The 16,208-nt window shown below is 49.1% G+C and carries 14 protein-coding genes and 1 other RNA gene; 7 read left to right on the top strand and 8 right to left on the bottom strand.

Annotated elements, in window-relative coordinates:
- The first annotated feature begins 7 nt into the window (after positions 1 to 7).
- Entirely contained in the window at positions 8 to 1,549 is a 1,542-nt protein-coding gene (gpmI, locus tag ODZ53_RS19140; RefSeq protein WP_372679187.1) for a 2,3-bisphosphoglycerate-independent phosphoglycerate mutase, read from the top strand.
- Between the two features lie 87 nt (positions 1,550 to 1,636).
- Positions 1,637 to 2,923: a phosphopyruvate hydratase gene (eno, locus tag ODZ53_RS19145; protein ID WP_015893463.1), complete on the top strand. Its 1,287-nt coding sequence runs from the start codon at positions 1,637 to 1,639 to the stop codon at positions 2,921 to 2,923.
- Positions 2,924 to 3,090: 167 nt separating this feature from the next.
- Here the strand turns inward: eno and ODZ53_RS19150 are convergent, their stop codons facing one another.
- From ODZ53_RS19150 to ODZ53_RS19160, 3 genes are all read right to left on the bottom strand, one after another.
- Entirely contained in the window at positions 3,091 to 3,918 is an 828-nt protein-coding gene (locus tag ODZ53_RS19150; protein WP_007729437.1) for an ABC transporter ATP-binding protein, read from the bottom strand.
- A gap of 567 nt (positions 3,919 to 4,485) precedes the next feature.
- Positions 4,486 to 5,523, bottom strand: coding sequence for a FecCD family ABC transporter permease (locus ODZ53_RS19155; protein ID WP_372679190.1), 1,038 nt, complete (start codon positions 5,521 to 5,523; stop codon positions 4,486 to 4,488).
- The gene (locus tag ODZ53_RS19160; protein WP_087347813.1) at positions 5,523 to 6,530 is read right to left on the bottom strand and encodes a FecCD family ABC transporter permease; all 1,008 of its coding nucleotides are present in this window, start codon (positions 6,528 to 6,530) and stop codon (positions 5,523 to 5,525) included. The genes ODZ53_RS19155 and ODZ53_RS19160 overlap by 1 nt, the downstream gene beginning before the upstream one ends.
- 183 nt (positions 6,531 to 6,713) lie before the next feature.
- Between ODZ53_RS19160 and ODZ53_RS19165 the strand changes: the two genes are divergently transcribed.
- Positions 6,714 to 7,709: an ABC transporter substrate-binding protein gene (locus tag ODZ53_RS19165; protein ID WP_372679192.1), complete on the top strand. Its 996-nt coding sequence runs from the start codon at positions 6,714 to 6,716 to the stop codon at positions 7,707 to 7,709.
- A gap of 41 nt (positions 7,710 to 7,750) precedes the next feature.
- On the opposite strand, the gene ODZ53_RS19170 is transcribed toward ODZ53_RS19165, so the two are convergent.
- The 5 genes from ODZ53_RS19170 to ODZ53_RS19190 form a co-directional block, all read right to left on the bottom strand.
- Positions 7,751 to 8,989, bottom strand: a complete 1,239-nt coding sequence (locus ODZ53_RS19170; RefSeq protein ID WP_372679194.1) for a YjgB family protein — start codon at positions 8,987 to 8,989, stop codon at positions 7,751 to 7,753.
- Positions 8,979 to 9,503 (bottom strand): RNA polymerase sigma factor, encoded by a 525-nt coding sequence (locus ODZ53_RS19175; RefSeq protein WP_372679196.1) that lies wholly within the window; start codon positions 9,501 to 9,503, stop codon positions 8,979 to 8,981. The genes ODZ53_RS19170 and ODZ53_RS19175 overlap by 11 nt, the downstream gene beginning before the upstream one ends.
- A 107-nt stretch (positions 9,504 to 9,610) precedes the next feature.
- Complete coding sequence (locus ODZ53_RS19180) at positions 9,611 to 10,375, bottom strand: ABC transporter permease (protein ID WP_372679198.1); 765 nt, start codon at positions 10,373 to 10,375, stop codon at positions 9,611 to 9,613.
- Positions 10,372 to 11,124: an ABC transporter ATP-binding protein gene (locus ODZ53_RS19185; protein WP_372679200.1), complete on the bottom strand. Its 753-nt coding sequence runs from the start codon at positions 11,122 to 11,124 to the stop codon at positions 10,372 to 10,374. The genes ODZ53_RS19180 and ODZ53_RS19185 overlap by 4 nt, the downstream gene beginning before the upstream one ends.
- A gap of 82 nt (positions 11,125 to 11,206) precedes the next feature.
- Complete coding sequence (locus ODZ53_RS19190; RefSeq protein WP_026134028.1) at positions 11,207 to 11,602, bottom strand: YqzM family protein; 396 nt, start codon at positions 11,600 to 11,602, stop codon at positions 11,207 to 11,209.
- Positions 11,603 to 11,883: 281 nt separating this feature from the next.
- Here ODZ53_RS19190 and secG point away from each other — a divergent pair, with 281 nt between their 5' ends.
- The 4 genes from secG (at position 11,884) to ssrA (ending at position 15,917) form a co-directional block, all read left to right on the top strand.
- Positions 11,884 to 12,126, top strand: coding sequence for a preprotein translocase subunit SecG (secG, locus tag ODZ53_RS19195; protein ID WP_047069672.1), 243 nt, complete (start codon positions 11,884 to 11,886; stop codon positions 12,124 to 12,126).
- A 142-nt stretch (positions 12,127 to 12,268) separates the two neighbouring features.
- Positions 12,269 to 14,782 (top strand): ribonuclease R, encoded by a 2,514-nt coding sequence (gene rnr / locus ODZ53_RS19200; protein WP_372679203.1) that lies wholly within the window; start codon positions 12,269 to 12,271, stop codon positions 14,780 to 14,782.
- A 148-nt stretch (positions 14,783 to 14,930) separates the two neighbouring features.
- Positions 14,931 to 15,404 carry an SsrA-binding protein SmpB gene (smpB, locus tag ODZ53_RS19205; protein WP_372679205.1) on the top strand — a complete coding sequence of 158 codons (474 nt, stop codon included), beginning with the start codon at positions 14,931 to 14,933 and terminating at the stop codon, positions 15,402 to 15,404.
- 157 nt (positions 15,405 to 15,561) lie between these two features.
- Positions 15,562 to 15,917, top strand: a transfer-messenger RNA (tmRNA) gene (gene ssrA / locus ODZ53_RS19210).
- Positions 15,918 to 16,208: the final 291 nt, after the last annotated feature.

A 16,208-nucleotide genomic window follows, 5' to 3' on the forward strand; every position in this document is an offset into this window, starting at 1 on the left:
GAAAGCAATGGCACAAAGACCAAAACCGGTTGCCCTTTTGATTGTGGATGGTTTTGCTCTGCGGAACGAAACGTATGGAAACGCAGTAGCGCAAGCCAACAAGCCGAATTTTGACCGTTACTGGAACCAATACCCTCACGCGACACTAGAGGCAAGTGGGTTGGCTGTTGGGCTGCCAGAAGGACAGATGGGGAACTCCGAAGTAGGCCATCTCAATATCGGGGCAGGGCGTGTGGTTTATCAGGATTTGACGCGCATTACCAAGTCGATTAAAGAAGGCGCTTTTTTTGAGAACGAAACACTGATTGCTGCTTTCCAGCACGCGAAGCAAAACGGCAAGCAGCTCCATCTGTTCGGACTTTTGTCCGATGGTGGTGTACACAGTCATATTGACCACCTGTTTGCGATGCTCGAGTTGGCGAAAAAGCAGGACTTTGCGGATGTGTTCATTCACGGTTTCCTCGATGGCCGCGATGTATCGCCTGACAGTGCAGTGCGTTATATCGAGCAGCTACAAGCCAAAATCGCTGAACTGGGTGTTGGCCATATTGCTACCGTACAAGGTCGCTACTATGCAATGGATCGTGACAAACGCTGGGAGCGCGTAGAGAAGGCGTATCGCGCCATGGTGTATGCAGATGCTCCGGCTTATCGTGATCCGGTTCAGGCGGTTAAGGAATCCTACGAAAAGTCCATTATGGATGAGTTCGTCATGCCAACCGTGATTCTCGATGAAAACGGAAAACCAGTGACGACCGTTCAAAGCGGCGATTCGATTATTTTTTATAATTTCCGCCCGGATCGTGCGATTCAAATGTCGCAGGCATTTACGAATGAAGATTTCCGTGGATTTGACCGCGGAGATGAGCGCCCGCGCGATCTGCATTTTGTGTGCCTGACGCATTTTTCCGAGACGGTTAACGGGTATGTTGCTTACAAGCCTTCCAATCTGGATAACACATTGGGAGAGGTGCTTTCCCAGCATGGCTTGAAGCAGCTGCGCATTGCCGAGACGGAGAAATATCCGCATGTAACGTTCTTCTTTAGTGGCGGGCGTGAGAAAGAGTTTCCTGGTGAGAAGCGCATCCTGATTCCTTCGCCAAAAGTGGCGACGTACGACCTGCAGCCGGAGATGAGTGCACCAGAGCTAACAGACGCTGTTGTCGCTGAGATCGAGGCAGACAATTTTGACGCGATCATCCTGAACTTTGCCAACTGTGACATGGTTGGTCATTCCGGTATGATGGAGCCAACAATCAAAGCAGTCGAGACGGTGGATGCATGCTTGGGCCGAGTAGTCGATGCCATCGTAGCAAAAGGCGGCGTAGCCGTCATCACAGCTGACCATGGCAACGCGGATCTGATGCTGGATGAAGCGGGACGACCAATTACTTCACACAGTACGTATCCGGTGCCTGTCATTGTGACAAAAGACGGGGCTGCCCTGCGCGAAGACGGTATTTTGGCCGACTTGTCGCCAACGCTTTTGGAGCTTTTGGGAGTAGCGCAACCGGTTGAAATGACAGGTAAATCGTTACTTGCAAAATAGGCTTCACTGGGACACACTGTAAGGGTAGCTTGGTGTTTAAATCGAAATAGATTGTAGATGCACTTGAAAAAAGGAGATGGACGAGAAATGGCAATGATTACTGACATTTATGCACGCGAAATTATGGACTCCCGCGGTAATCCAACTGTGGAAGTAGAAGTATATCTCGAAGATGGCTCGATGGGTCGCGCAGATGTTCCATCTGGAGCGTCTACAGGTGCGTATGAAGCGGTTGAGCTTCGCGACGGTGACAAATCCCGTTACTTGGGAAAAGGTGTTCTGAAAGCCGTAGAAAACGTGAATGAAATCATTGCTCCTGAACTGATCGGCATGGATGCCCTGGATCAAGTTGGCATCGATATGGCGATGATTCAGCTCGACGGCACGCCAAACAAAGGCAAGCTGGGCGCAAACGCGATTCTCGGTGTGTCCATGGCAGTAGCACGTGCGGCTGCAGAATCTCTCGGCGTTCCTCTCTACAACTACCTCGGCGGCTTCAACGCGAGAATGCTGCCAGTTCCTATGATGAACATCCTGAACGGTGGTAAGCACGCAGACAACACCGTAGACATTCAGGAATTCATGGTTATGCCAGTAGGTGCTACTTCCTTCAAGGAAGCGCTGCGTACAGGTGCGGAAATTTTCCACTCCCTGAAAAAAGTATTGGGTGAAAAAGGCCTGAGCACAGCAGTAGGGGATGAGGGTGGTTTTGCTCCAAACCTGAAATCCAACGAAGAAGCGATCACAACCATTTTGGATGCGATCAAGGCAGCAGGCTATGAGCCAGGAAAAGACGTGTTCCTTGCGTTGGACGTAGCAGCTACGGAAATGTTCAAAGACGGCAAATACCACTTCGAAGGCGAAGGCGTTGTGAAAACAACAGAAGAAATGATCGCGTTCTACGAAGATCTGGTAAACAAATACCCAATCATCTCCATCGAAGACGGTCTGTCTGAAGATGACTGGGATGGATGGAAAGCGCTGACTGACAAGTTGGGCAGTAAAGTTCAGCTGGTAGGTGACGACTTGTTCGTAACCAACACCGAGCGTCTGGCTCGCGGAATCGAGACCTCTACAGGTAACTCCATTCTGGTAAAAGTAAACCAAATCGGTACGCTGACAGAAACCTTCGAAGCTATCGAAATGGCGAAGCTGGCTGGTTATACTGCGGTGATTTCCCACCGTTCTGGTGAAACCGAAGACTCCACAATCTCTGATATCGCAGTGGCTACAAATGCAGGTCAAATCAAGACTGGTGCGCCTTCACGTACAGACCGCGTAGCGAAGTACAACCAATTGCTGCGTATTGAAGACGAACTGGCTGATACAGCTCGCTTTGGTGGTCGTTCTGCATTCTACAACTTGAAGAAATAAGCTTGCATGCGGCAGTCCAGGACGCAAAAAAGTCCGGGACTGCCGCTGTTTTTTGGATGAAAGACATATGCCACCAGAAGCCTCGATTCGTTGCGCGTTCAAGCTTTTGCCTACGAAAAAAAGACTGCCCATACCACGCGATGGACAGTCTTTTTGTTGTTTGAGGCTTATGACATGGCGAATGCTTTTCGTTCGGTCTGCACAGTCCCCAGACGGCTTTTACTGTACGGGATGCACATAGGAGTTCCGTACAGCGGGTCTTGTGTAATTTGGCAATCCATATCGAAAACCGTACGGACAAGGTCGGTCGTCAGGACTTCGTTCGGAGCCCCTTCCGCCACGACGGTCTGATTGTGAACGGCAACGATATGATGGGCATAGCGGCAAGCGAGATTTAGATCGTGGAGAACCATGACGATGGTGCGCTGTTCCGTTTGATTCAGTTCGAACAACAGATCCAAAATCTCAATCTGATGCGACATATCCAAATAAGTCGTAGGCTCATCCAGCAAAATGGTTTCGGTTCCTTGAGCGAGCGTCATCGCAATCCAGGCGCGTTGACGTTGGCCGCCAGAGAGACTGTCGACGGCGCGGTTAGCCATATCTGTGAGTTGAGTAGCTGCTAATGCTTTGTTGACCATCTGCTCGTCTTCTTCCGACCATTGCTGTAGCCAGTTTTGATAGGGATAACGTCCTTGTTTGACCAATTGCAGGATCGTCAATCCTTCTGGTGCAGATGGGCCTTGAGGAAGGATGGCAAGACGTTTGGCTACCTCTTTGGTAGAGCGTTTCGCGATCGATTCTCCTTCAAGCAGGATGGCGCCTTCCTTTGGTTTGAGTAAACGTGCCAGAGAGCGCAGTAATGTCGATTTACCACTGCCATTACTGCCGATGAAAACGGTGATTTTTCCACGTGGGATGTTTAAATCTAAAGCTTCAATGATGTTGCGTTCTCCGTACGATAACGTAAGTCGTTGGGTTTCCAAAGCTTGCATATGGGTTGGACTCCTTTCAACGTATAGGAAGTTAAAAAATATATTCAGGGTCGCATGTGGCTGTGGTGGGGAGAAGAATATTTCCAGTCTAGGCTTAGTGCTCCGTCCCGCTGAGGGTTGGACTGTCCGCTCCGAAGGGATTCGCGGGGAAACGCAAAAGTGGTAGCCGCTTCGTCGTATGGGCACGGTTGCGTTTCTTTTGCCCGTGAATCCCTTCTCCGCTCGGTAGGACTCCACAAGTCGCTACGTCTGGAAATATTCTTCTCTGGCGTTACTGATTACATTCTTCAATTTTTAAAAGGCTTTTTAAAATTCGTATAGCACGACAGCTCGTAGAGGAAACAGGAGAAATAAGCGAAGATCTTTGGTACACCGACCGAGACGGAATGCAAAAAGCGAAACACGCTCTTAAGCGTCCACCTCTGAAAGACTTCCTGAAAGAACCACTTTGGACGCGGTTTCGCTTTTTGCATGGAGTCGGGCAGTGAATCCCTCAGCGGGTGGGACAAGAATCTGAGCGTTTTCTCCTGTTTCCTCCCCACCACCACAGCGGGACAAAGTTCTTTCTTAACGATTTCGGTTTTTAAACAGTAAGTAGATGAAAAACGGAGCGCCGATGGCAGAGGTGAACACTCCTACAGGCACTTCGATTGGTGAAAAAGCCATGCGGGCAATCAAATCCGCAAGCAATACGATAGTGGCACCCAAGAAAGCCGAGAGTGTCATGGCACCGCCAAAGGACGGACCAATCAGTTGCTTGGCAATGTGTGGGGCCAGCAAAGCCACAAAGCTGATATCGCCTCCAACAGAGACGGCTGTTCCCGTCAAAGCCGCGCAAATCATGAGGAGGAGGAAGCGATCCAATTGTAAGGAACTGCCGAGACTCGTCGCCAGATCATCGCCGAGCTGTTGAATGTTCACGCGTCTTGCAAGCAAGCACGCTACGAGAATCAGTCCGACTACCCACGGCAAAATCATGAATACGTCATTCCAGTCAACGCCGTAGATGCTTCCTGTCAGCCAGAGCAATGCCTTATTTTGCAGCAAAAACGGACTGAACATGATCAGCATGGTGACAATGGCACCCGCTGCGATTTTGATTCCAACACCGATCATGACGAGACGAAGCGGCGTGACGCCTTTTTTCCAAGAGAGGGCGTATAGCAGGAATGTCGTCAATGTTGCTCCCAAAAAAGCGATGGGAGGAAGCCACTTGATGCTCACTGTTTCAAATAGCATCAAGAAGCCGACTGCAAAAACAGATGCTCCACCCGATACCCCAAGAATATCCGGGGAAGCCAATGGGTTGCGGACGAGACCCTGCATGATGGCACCAGCGACTGCGAGTGCGGCACCTACCAGAATGGCAACGACGATGCGCGGCAGGCGAAACTGCTCTACAATCAAAGCATTTTCTTCTGAACCGATTCCCAACAAAACTTTTACCACATCGAGCGGAGCGATTTTCATTTCACCCATTCCGAGACTGACAACCGCTACGGTGATGACGATCAGCAAGGCGAGTAGCGAAAACCAGAGGGTCTTTTTATGTAGCTGAAACGATGAAAAGCGCTTGCCGATGCGAAGAGACAGGTAGTCTTTCATTATTTATCCAGCCCCTTGCGTGCGACATAGATGAAGAACGGAATCCCGATCAGGGCTGTCATTACTCCAATAGGAACTTCAGCAGGCATTGCAATATAACGAGCGCCGATGTCTGCTAACAGCAGCAGGATGGAACCAAGCAGACCACTGTACAAAAGTACCCAGCGAGTGTCTATTCCGACGAGATAGCGGGCCAGATGCGGTGTGACCAAACCGACAAAACCAATAGGTCCAGCAACAGCAACTGCGCAACCGGATAAGAGAACAATGACGATTCCGACACTGAATTTGACCAATAATGTGCGCTGTCCGAGACCTTTTGCTACGTCATCACCCATCAACAACGTTTGAATCGGGCGTGCGAGGACAAATGCAGCGATCCAGGCGATGATCATATAAGGAAAGACAGTGGCTAAATACTCTAGCTTTCTGCCTCCGACTGACCCTGCCAGCCAGAAAAGCACCTCGTCTGTGGCCTTTTCATTCAGGACCATCATGCCGTGTCGGATCGAGGAAGCCAAAGCGGTGATAGCTGCACCCGCCAGAACCAGCTTCACAGGCGAAAGTCCATCTCTGCCGAATGAACCGAGCAAGTAGACGATCAAACCTGCTACAGCGGCTCCTAAAAAGGAAATCCACGTAAACTGGGTCAAGGAGCTGATCCCGACAAATGTAACAGCGAACACAACAAAAAGAGAAGCACCTGCATTAAGACCGAACAGTTCAACGTCTGCAACAGGGTTTCTCGTCAAGGATTGGAGCAGAGTTCCGGCCAAACCGAGGCAGAAACCGACCGTTAGTGCATTGAGCACACGCGGTACTCGCACTTCTTTAATGACGATGTGTTCATTAGAGCCGTTGAAATTCGTGTAGGCATCAATCGCAGTTTGCCAACTTGTGTCAACGACGCCAAAGATGAGGCTGGCATAACTAAGGTAAGTCATGAGGAGAAGGGCGAATACCAGTCCCAGAATTTTACGAAAGTTGCTAGCTAAAAAAGTATTCATGATGGCTACATCCTTATTTCTTAGATGGTTTCATAGTTAAGTGTAGAGCTACATAAAGGAAGTGTCAATGACGTTGATAGTCATTATCAATTTGTGATTGACTTTTGACAGGCAGGGGAGTAGGATAGACTCTGTCATTGATATGAATTCTCATTATAGAAAAGGGAAAGGGGTCCTTTCATCATGTTTTCTCGTACATATCGGACCGCAGGCGGTAAAGCTTTCTTTGCTGTCTTAATGGCGACCTTGTTGGTTGTTACCGGTTGCGGTACTCCGCAAGCAACTGAACAAAAGCCTGCTGATCAAGCCAAAGGCAATTCGGAGGGTTCCGGCCAAAGCTATACAGTAAAACACGCAATGGGCGAAACGACCATCAAAGGTACACCAGAACGTATCGTCATGTTGACCAACCAAGGTACTGAAACTCTGATGGCTCTCGGTGTGAAACCAGTAGGTGCTGTAGGTGCAGCTAATGATCCAACGCAATTCTACGATTTCACTAAGTCCTTCCTTGAGGGTACAAAATCAGTTGGTACAGAAGGACAACCTAATCTGGAAGCAATCGCGGCACTGAAACCTGATCTGATTCTGGGTATGAAATTCCGTCATGAAAAAATTTATCAACAATTGACTGCAATTGCTCCAACCGTATTTGTGGAGGAGCCACGCGGTGACTGGAAAGAAAACTTCTCCTTGTTCGCAGAAGCAGTAAACAAAAAGGCTGAGGGAGAAAAAATCCTCGCTGATTGGAACAAGCGCGTAGAAGAGTTTAAAGCAAAAGCGGGCGACAAGCTGAATACAAAAGTATCCGTTGTACGCTTCATGCCTGGTAAAGTTCGCATCTACTACAAAAAAACCTTCACTGGCGCGATTTTCAAAGACCTTGGCCTGGCTCGTCCAGCTGCCCAAGACAAAGATGATTTCGCAGCAGAAGTAACCAAAGAGCGCATTCCAGAAATGGACGGCGACATCATGTTCTACTTCACGTACGAAACAGGAAAAGGCGATGCTTCCAAGCTGGAGCAGGAGTGGACAAACGATTCACTCTGGAAAAACCTGAACGTCGTGAAAGCAGGCAAAGCGTTCAAAGTGGATGACACTATCTGGAATACTTCCGGTGGCGTAATCGCAGCGAATAAAGTACTGGATGAGCTGGAAGGCTACATCATCGGTAAATAATGAGAAAAGACGGGACTGATGCTCCCGTCTTTTTTGTGTGGTTACCCCGCCATGTTGTTGAAAGTTCCACGTGGGTAGTAAATGTTTACGTGATCGATGTAGATTGTGTTTGGATCATCGGTCATGATGCCTGAGAAAATGAATTTCAATTCGTAATCAGGAGTCACCTTGTAGGTGTAGATGGTTTGGCCGCCCGTTGTGGCTTTGCTTGTTGGCTCCCCAAGTGTTTTACGCACCTCGGCAAGTGTGATTGCTTGCAAGCGTGGGTCATAGGAACGAATATCGACGATCTGCATTCCTTTGTTAAAGGCAAAGACAAGATTGAGATCCCGGTACGTATTGTACGTGATGCCATTGACGAAAGAGACGACATCCGGTTTGCCCAGCTCTTTTTCCGCGTCATCGAATACATCCTTTTCTAAACGATACTGACTGCCAAAGACTTGGCCTTTCCCGGCGAGATCACGCACGCTTTGTAACAAATCGGCATTGTTCCCATAAAGCATGAGATTTTTATTTCCTTGCGGGTAATACAGCTGGTATTCAACAAGAATCAGGTCTTCCTTGCTCGTGCTTTTTGTTCCTTGGAAGATCAGCTTGACCTGATAGTTGCTCGTCACATCGTAGGTATAAATCGTCTGATCGCCAAACTCGCTGATACGGCTCGGTTTTCCCCAGCTCTTTTCGACGGCAGACAGGCTGATTTGCTGCAAGCGAGAATCTGTCCTGTGCATGTCTACGAGCTGCATGCCTTTGTTGTAGCCAAACACGACTTCTTTTTTCGGGTAGGCGGAGTAGATCAGTCCATTTGCTGTGTAGGTTTTCTCAGGCTTTCCCCAGCCCTTTTCTATATCATCTATCGTTTTTTCCAGAACGAATGGAAGGGAGATGACTCTGCCTTCTTGAGCATTTGAGCGAATTTGTGACAAGAGCTCCTCTGACTGCGGAATAGGCTGTGTTGTTACGCTGTTGTTTTGAGCTGGTCCCGGAGAAGCGGTAGGAGAGCCAGGAGCAATAGGCGCAACGGTGTCTGGCATTGCACTCTGCGGTTGATTCGTAAGGAGTGAGGCCCCCAGCCAGACGGTCACAGCAAGTACCGAGCAGAGGGCCAATCCCTTGCCAAGCGCAGAGAAACCACGAAAAGAAGCAGTCCCCCCAGATTTGCTCACATTTGTTTGGCGAATAGCAGAAACGATTTCGTGCTTTTGTTCTCCGTTCATTTTCATATCCGGCATCCCCTTCAATTTAGCTAGTAAGTCATGATCTGAATTAGATTGCATCGCCAATCATCTCCTTTTTCTCACGCTCAAGTATTTCTCTGACGGCTTTCATGGCACGGTGCAATGTCACGTTGACTTTGTTTTCGGACCACCCCAGTATTTCAGCGGTCTCCTTGGAGGACAGTCCTTTGACTCCACGCAAAATGAGTACCTCCCGAAAAGCGGGTTTTACGTCACGGATTGCATGGTAAAGTTCCTGCTGCTCCTCATGTACGTGCAGAATTTCTTCCGGTGTTTTTTCTTCCGTCTCTACATTCGCCAGCCATTTATCTGGCAGCCAGTTACGTAGACGTTGCTTTCGTTTATGATCGATGGCGGTATTCCTCGCGATCGTCAATAGCCAAGTTTTCGGTTGCGATCTGCCTTCGAATGCGTCCAGAGACCGAAGCGCTTTTAAAAAGACATCCTGAACGAGGTCTTCTACATCGCGGGTTCCTGTGTAGTAAATAAGAAATTTGTAAATATCATCGCCATAGCGCAGGAACCATTGCTCCATTAAACCGTTTTTGTCCATAGCTGAACCACCTTTTGTTCGTTCTACTTGTAATTTGACGACTCAGGGTGCATTTCATTACAAAAACAAAAAAACTGCCGGAAGCAAATGTCCGACAGTGTGTGCATTTAAGAGTGGAGCATGGAATCCCGCGTAAACCAGAGCTGATAGCTGAGCATGCTGATCAGAACTGCCGAAATGGCAGCAGAGGAGCTGAAGCTGAGCATAATGAGGATTTGGTAGCGCACGGCCTCGATGGGACTAGCACCTGCGACAATCATGCCGGTCATCATCCCTGGCAATTGGACGAGTCCAATTGTTTTCATCGTGTCAAAGGTAGGGATCATGCTCGCTTTGACGGCGCGCTTCAACACCACATGCACGGCTTGGCGAGTAGTGGCTCCCAGACACAGCAGTGTTTCAATTTCCCCACGAGAGGCTTCAACTTCTCTGTTCATATGCGTGAGAAAAAGGCTCGTGACGATCATAGAGCTGCCTATAATCATGCCGCTCATCGGAATGAGGTACTGCGGCGTGGGAGAGACAAGCCCGAGTATAACCAACAGTCCCATCGTGACGATTTGTGTTATCGCAAGTGAAAGGGAGATCCGCCAAAAGATCCCCGTTAATTGCTTCGCTCTGCTGGCAGCGTTCCACGAAGCGACCAAGATCATCATGAGAATGATCAATAATATAAACCAGACACTGTCGGCAGCAAAGACAAAATGTAGGACGTAACCGATCGCAAGCAATTGAACAGTAGAGCGGATGGTGCCAATCAAAATGTCTTTTTCCAAACCGAGCTTCTGCCAAACAGAGAGCAGGAGGGCAATGAAAACAAAGGCATAGGCAAAGAGTAGCCACATGTATGAACCCGTAAACGTATGTGTCATCGCTGTACCTCACTCAGGGCAGCATGGACATTTCCATCTTGCAAAAATTCACGAGCTTCCACGGATTGGGGCGAGTGGAAAAACGCTTCACATTCTGTGTCCTCTGCGAGCTGGTGGTTGGCCATAAACCAAATGCGCTTGCAAGCGACTCGAGCTTCTTCTAAATCATGCGTGACCCAAATTAATGTCGTGCCTGTTTGGTGGTGCAAATCGACGAGGAGCCGCTCAGCTGCCTGCTTGCTTTTCGTATCGAGGGAAGCGGTGACCTCATCTAGCAGCAGGACAGATGGCTGAAGCATCAGGCTGCGAACGAGAGCGAGCCGTTGCTTTTCACCGCCGGACAGTTGAGTGGCTGGTTTTGACCAATCGATTTCTTCCATATATAACTGCTCCATCAAGTCGGAGGCGAGCTTCTTATCAAAAGGACGCTGATGCAGGGTACTTACTGTCCGCAGGTTATCTTCCACGCTGCCTGGCAGCATAACAGCCTGCTGTGCCACATAACTGATTTTCATTCGCCACGCGCTCGGGTTCCACAGTGACAATTCTTTCTTTTCCAAGAAAACCGTACCGGCGTCAGGTTGCAGAAGACGACCTAAAATACGAAGCAAGGTGCTTTTTCCTTGGCCTGATTTTCCCAGAATTCCAATAATCGTAGGCTCCATAATGCTTGCGTTTACGTCACGGAACAACCATGTACGCGCAGGGGAGTGGATTTGTTTCCCCAAAGCTTCAATCTGGATGGTCATATGTAAAAGCCTCCCCATTAACGCGGAAAACACCGAAGAGGACAAGTCTTCGGTGTTTCTTTCTTACAGGCTATCTATGTACTTATTTTTTCTCCGACAGCCACTGTGAAACCGCTTGAATTTCTGGTTGTTTCTTTAGCATTCCAGGGGGCATGCCGCCTTTACCTTCTTTGATGATTTTAGCAATGTCGTCAGCGCTGAGCGTTGCCCCAATTTTTGTCAGGTTTGGACCTGCAATGCCTTCGAGATTTTGACCATGACAGGAAGAGCAATTTTGTTTAAATACAGCAGCAGCGTCAATTTGTGCAGTTGGTGCGCCGCCACCATTTGCTTCTTCGCCATGTTTTGGTGGGAAAATGATTGATCCTACGAGTGCAATGAGAAAAACAAGAAACAAGATACCAAACGAAGTAAAAAAGGCCTTCGCGGAATCAATTACATCGTTTTGATTCATGTCTTTTTTGTTGGACCCAGCCATCTGACAAAGACCTCCCAAAGCGAATTATAAAGTTTCATTGTAATTTTACGGCAAAAGTTTGACAATATCAAGGCGACTACCCAACAAGACAAAGAAAGTACACAATTTGCCATTTTTTCGTAAAAACACATTGCTCTTAGTCTACCTTATAACGGTCAATATTATTTGAGAGAATTTCTCTTATAATGGAAGGGTTAGCGGGTTGCTGTTACCAGACAAGTGTGTTAAAGTTGTTGTATTGGTTTTTTCCGCCTTGGAAATACGTTTTGAGGTGAATGAAAATGGCATTGGCTGCGAAAATTTTACTTGTGATCGCAAGTATTGGCTTAATTATCGTCGTGTTGCTGCAATCGGGAAAAAGTGCCGGCCTTTCCGGAGCGATTGGTGGCGGCGCAGAGCAACTGATGGGCAAACAAAAAGCCCGCGGGATTGACGCACTTTTAGGGAAACTGACCGTTGTATTTGCGGTTGGCTTCATGATTTTTGCGATTTTGCTCGGGTATTTCTTGAAAACAGGAGCGTAATAGACGAATGGCCGGAAGACAGCGAGTGCAACTTGCTGTCTTTTTCTCTATTCCGATTGCGATATGCGGGAACGGTGAATACTACATAATAGGATGGTCATAGAGAAACGCGGGAATGCCACGCGAAAAAGGAGGTTTGTGAATGGAAGATCAAGAAAAAATACTCGCGTTTATGCGAGAGCAAGCATACCACCCGATGACGGTGAGGGAACTGGAAGAAGCATTTGGAATCAAGGATTCTGCTAAGTTCAAGGAGCTTGTGAAAACACTGAATGCACTGGAAGCGAGCGGAGAGGTGATCCGCACCAGGGCGAATCGGTATGGTGTGCCTGAAAAAATGAATCTGGTACGTGGACGTCTGCAAAGTCATCCGAAGGGCTTCGGATTTGTGATCCCGGAGACACCTGACTCGGATGACGTATATGTACATGCGAATGATATGAATGGGGCGCTCCATGGCGATACGGTTTTTGTCCGCGTGGAAAAAGAAGCGGGCGGCAATCGTCTGGAAGGGCAGATCATCCGCATTGTCGAGCGCGGAATCAAGCAGGTCGTAGGGACATTTAAGGACGAGAGGCATTACGCCTTTGTGATCCCTGACGAAAAGCGAATCGGCAAAGATATTTTCATCCCGAAAGACTCCTTCAACGGAGCAGTAGATGGTCACAAGGTAGTCGTGAACATCGTTCGTTACCCAGAGGGAAGAGTGAATCCTGAGGGTGAGGTCGTCGAGATTCTTGGCCATAAGAACGATCCGGGCGTCGATATCCTGTCGATCATCCGCAAGTTCAACCTGCCAGAAGCATTTCCAGAGGACGTGTTAGCAGAGGCTGAGGCAGCACCAGATGAGATTTCCGAGGAGGAAATCAGCGGTCGTCGTGACTTGCGTGAGCGAATGATGGTTACGATCGACGGTGCGGATGCCAAAGACTTGGACGATGCCGTTTCCCTGGAGAGGCTGCCAAACGGAAACCTAAGACTCGGCGTGCATATCGCTGACGTCAGCTACTATGTTCGTGAAAAGTCTCAGCTGGACAATGAGGCGTATCGTCGCGGTACCAGTGTCTACTTAGTTGACCGCGTGATCCCGATGTTGCCACATCGCTTGTCCAACGGCATATGCAGTCTCAATCCGCAGGTAGATCGATTGACAATTTCCTGCGATATGGAGATGGATGCGGGCGGAAACACCGTCAAGTACGACATCTTTTTGAGCGTGATTCGTACAGATGAGCGCATGACGTATGCAGATGTACGTAGTATTTTGGAAGACAAGGACGAAGCCTTGACCGAGAAGTACAGCAGACTCGTCCCGATGTTTGAGGATATGAAAGAGCTGGCCTTGAAGCTGCGTAAAAAACGGATGCAGCGCGGCGCTATTGACTTCGACTTCCGCGAAGCGAAAATTTACGTCGATGAAGAGGGAACCCCTACAGAAATCGGCTTCCGTACGAGATCGATTGCGGAGCAGATCATCGAGGAGTTCATGCTCGCTGCCAACGAAACAGTGGCGGAGCATTTCCACTGGATGAAGCAGCCGTTCATGTACCGGATTCACGAAGACCCGAACGCTGAAAAGCTCATGGCCTTCATGGAGTTCATCACGAATTTTGGCTACTCGATCCGCGGGAAGGGCAATTCTGTTCATCCACGTGCGTTGCAGCAGTTGCTGGAAGAGGTAAAAGGAACGCCGGAAGAAATTATTATCAGCACCGTTATGCTGCGTTCGATGAAACAAGCGCGCTACGACGCGGAAAGCCTGGGGCATTACGGTTTGTCTACGGAGTTTTATACCCATTTTACTTCACCGATTCGCCGTTATCCCGACCTAATCGTCCACCGACGCATTCGCGAATGGATCGAGCTGGGGAACCAAATCTCAGAAAAACGTCTGGGGTACTGGGCAGAGCAAATGCCAGTAATCGCGGAGCATACGTCACAGCGTGAACGGTTGGCTGTCGATGCCGAGCGTGAAACGGACGATCTGAAAAAAGCGGAGTTCATGCTGGAGCGAGTGGGAGAAGAATTCGAAGGCGTCATCTCCAGCGTCACTTCGTTTGGGATTTTCGTCGAGCTTCCTAACACCATTGAAGGCTTGGTGCACGTCAGCTTTTTGACCGACGACTACTATCATTACCATGAGAAAATATTTGCACTGGTTGGTGAGCGTACAGGCAAGCAGTATCGGATCGGAGATGTCGTTGAGGTACGTGTAGCCAATGTCAACGTGGATGAACGCACCATCGACTTCGAAATCGTCGGGATGCCGAAGGCTGGCTTCCGAGGCAGCCGTGAGCGTACGCCTCGCGTAATAGATGGTCGCGGCGGGGATCGTAAGCCGACACGTGGCAAGCAACAAGATCGTTCACGTACAGGCCGTCCAGATCGCCCAGGCAGACCTGATCGACAAAAGGACAAAAAGCATCCAGCGGAAATCCGTCAGAAATACAAGGATCGCCGCAAAGCGGAAGGGAACAAACCACCTAGTCGTTCTGGATCGGGCAAAGCATCGAGCGGTGAAGAAGTGCTGCCAATTGGTGCGGGAGAAGGAGATACCCCAGCGAAACGCCAGAAGGGATTCTGGGAGGATCTCGTCAAGTCCAAGAAAAAGACCCGCAAAAATGTAGCCAGTCAGGTGAAACGGAAACGCCGTTAAACAGTTGTTTAAACCCCGAAAAGCACGCGGAGCGATCTGTTTCCCTTTTCGGGGTTGCCTATTTACCGGGTAAATGACTTGCCACAAAGGGCAAAATTTGCTAGACTAACTGATACGAAACGCAGTACGTACAAGTGAGGTGATCTCCATGTCAAAAGATAAGGCCGGAACCAAGACAATCGCCCAAAACCGAAAAGCGCGCCACGATTACCACATCGAGCAAGTATACGAGGCAGGCATTGAGCTGACCGGTACGGAGATCAAGTCCGTGCGTGCGGCACGTGTCCAGCTCAAGGACAGCTTCGCCCGTGTGCAGAATGGCGAATTGCTACTGTACAATGTGCACATCAGTCCTTACGAGCAGGGAAATCGTTTTAACCATGAGCCAGAGCGGACTCGCAAGCTGCTGATGCGTCGCTTGGAAATCCTCAAGGTCAATGGTCTGATTCGCGAAAGAGGGTACTCGCTGGTCCCGCTTAGCATTTATTTGAAGGGCGGCTGGGCCAAGGTCGAGCTCGCACTTGTCAAAGGGAAAAAGAACTACGACAAGCGTGAAGACCTCAAGAAAAAAGAGTCTACGCGTGATATCGAGCGTGCTCTGCGCGAACGCCAAAAAGGCTGATTGGATTGCACTGGCAGGCTTGGCAGCAATCAACGTTGAGTTTTGGTTGTCGCCTGTGCTATATTTAATAAGCAACAAAAAGCCAATACACTATTAGTACAATACAGTCTAGGTGCGGATTTAATGGCTCTTCACTTAGACTTTTTCTTACCTACCTGGGGGCGTTCTGGATTCGACGGGGATGGTAGAGCATGAGAAGCGAGCCGGGGGGCTGCGGACCTCGTCAACAACGCGGAACGCCATTAACTGGCAACAAACAACTTTCTCTCGCTGCTTAATAACCAGTGAGGCGCTACCATTCCATCGCCCATGTGGCATGACTAGCGCTCAACTTTAGTGGGATACGCCGGAGGCTTCCGCCTGGAGCCAAAGGAAGAAGATCAATCAGGCTAGGTAATGGGTCAGCGCGTCACTCCGCGAATCCGGTACCGAAATTTAAATGAGTGACTGCGCTCGGAGATGCTCATGTATCGCTGTTTTCGGACGGGGGTTCGAATCCCCCCGCCTCCACCAAATACATAAAGTGAAGCCACCTGATGAGGGTGGCTTTTTTGTGTTTTTAGAGTCCTGGCTATACAGGACGGCTTTTAGAGCTTGATATTTTTGTGCTTCTCGATGAACTGCCTAAGGTATAGCGAGGAACCTCGTGTTCTATTCGAGTCGGTTAACGCAACGGTTACGGTATGTATTCAGTATATCGCCTCTTTTTGGGGGGAAACACCGGAGACACATTGGGGTTGATCTGTCGGATGCCAGAACGTCTGTACTGGGAATTAATGAAATACTGGTCGCCTCTTTGTGATA

Origin of the sequence: Brevibacillus sp. BD137 (genome assembly GCF_041644655.1) — a bacterium.
In the GTDB taxonomy this organism is placed as follows: Bacteria; Bacillota; Bacilli; order Brevibacillales; family Brevibacillaceae; genus Brevibacillus; species Brevibacillus brevis_D.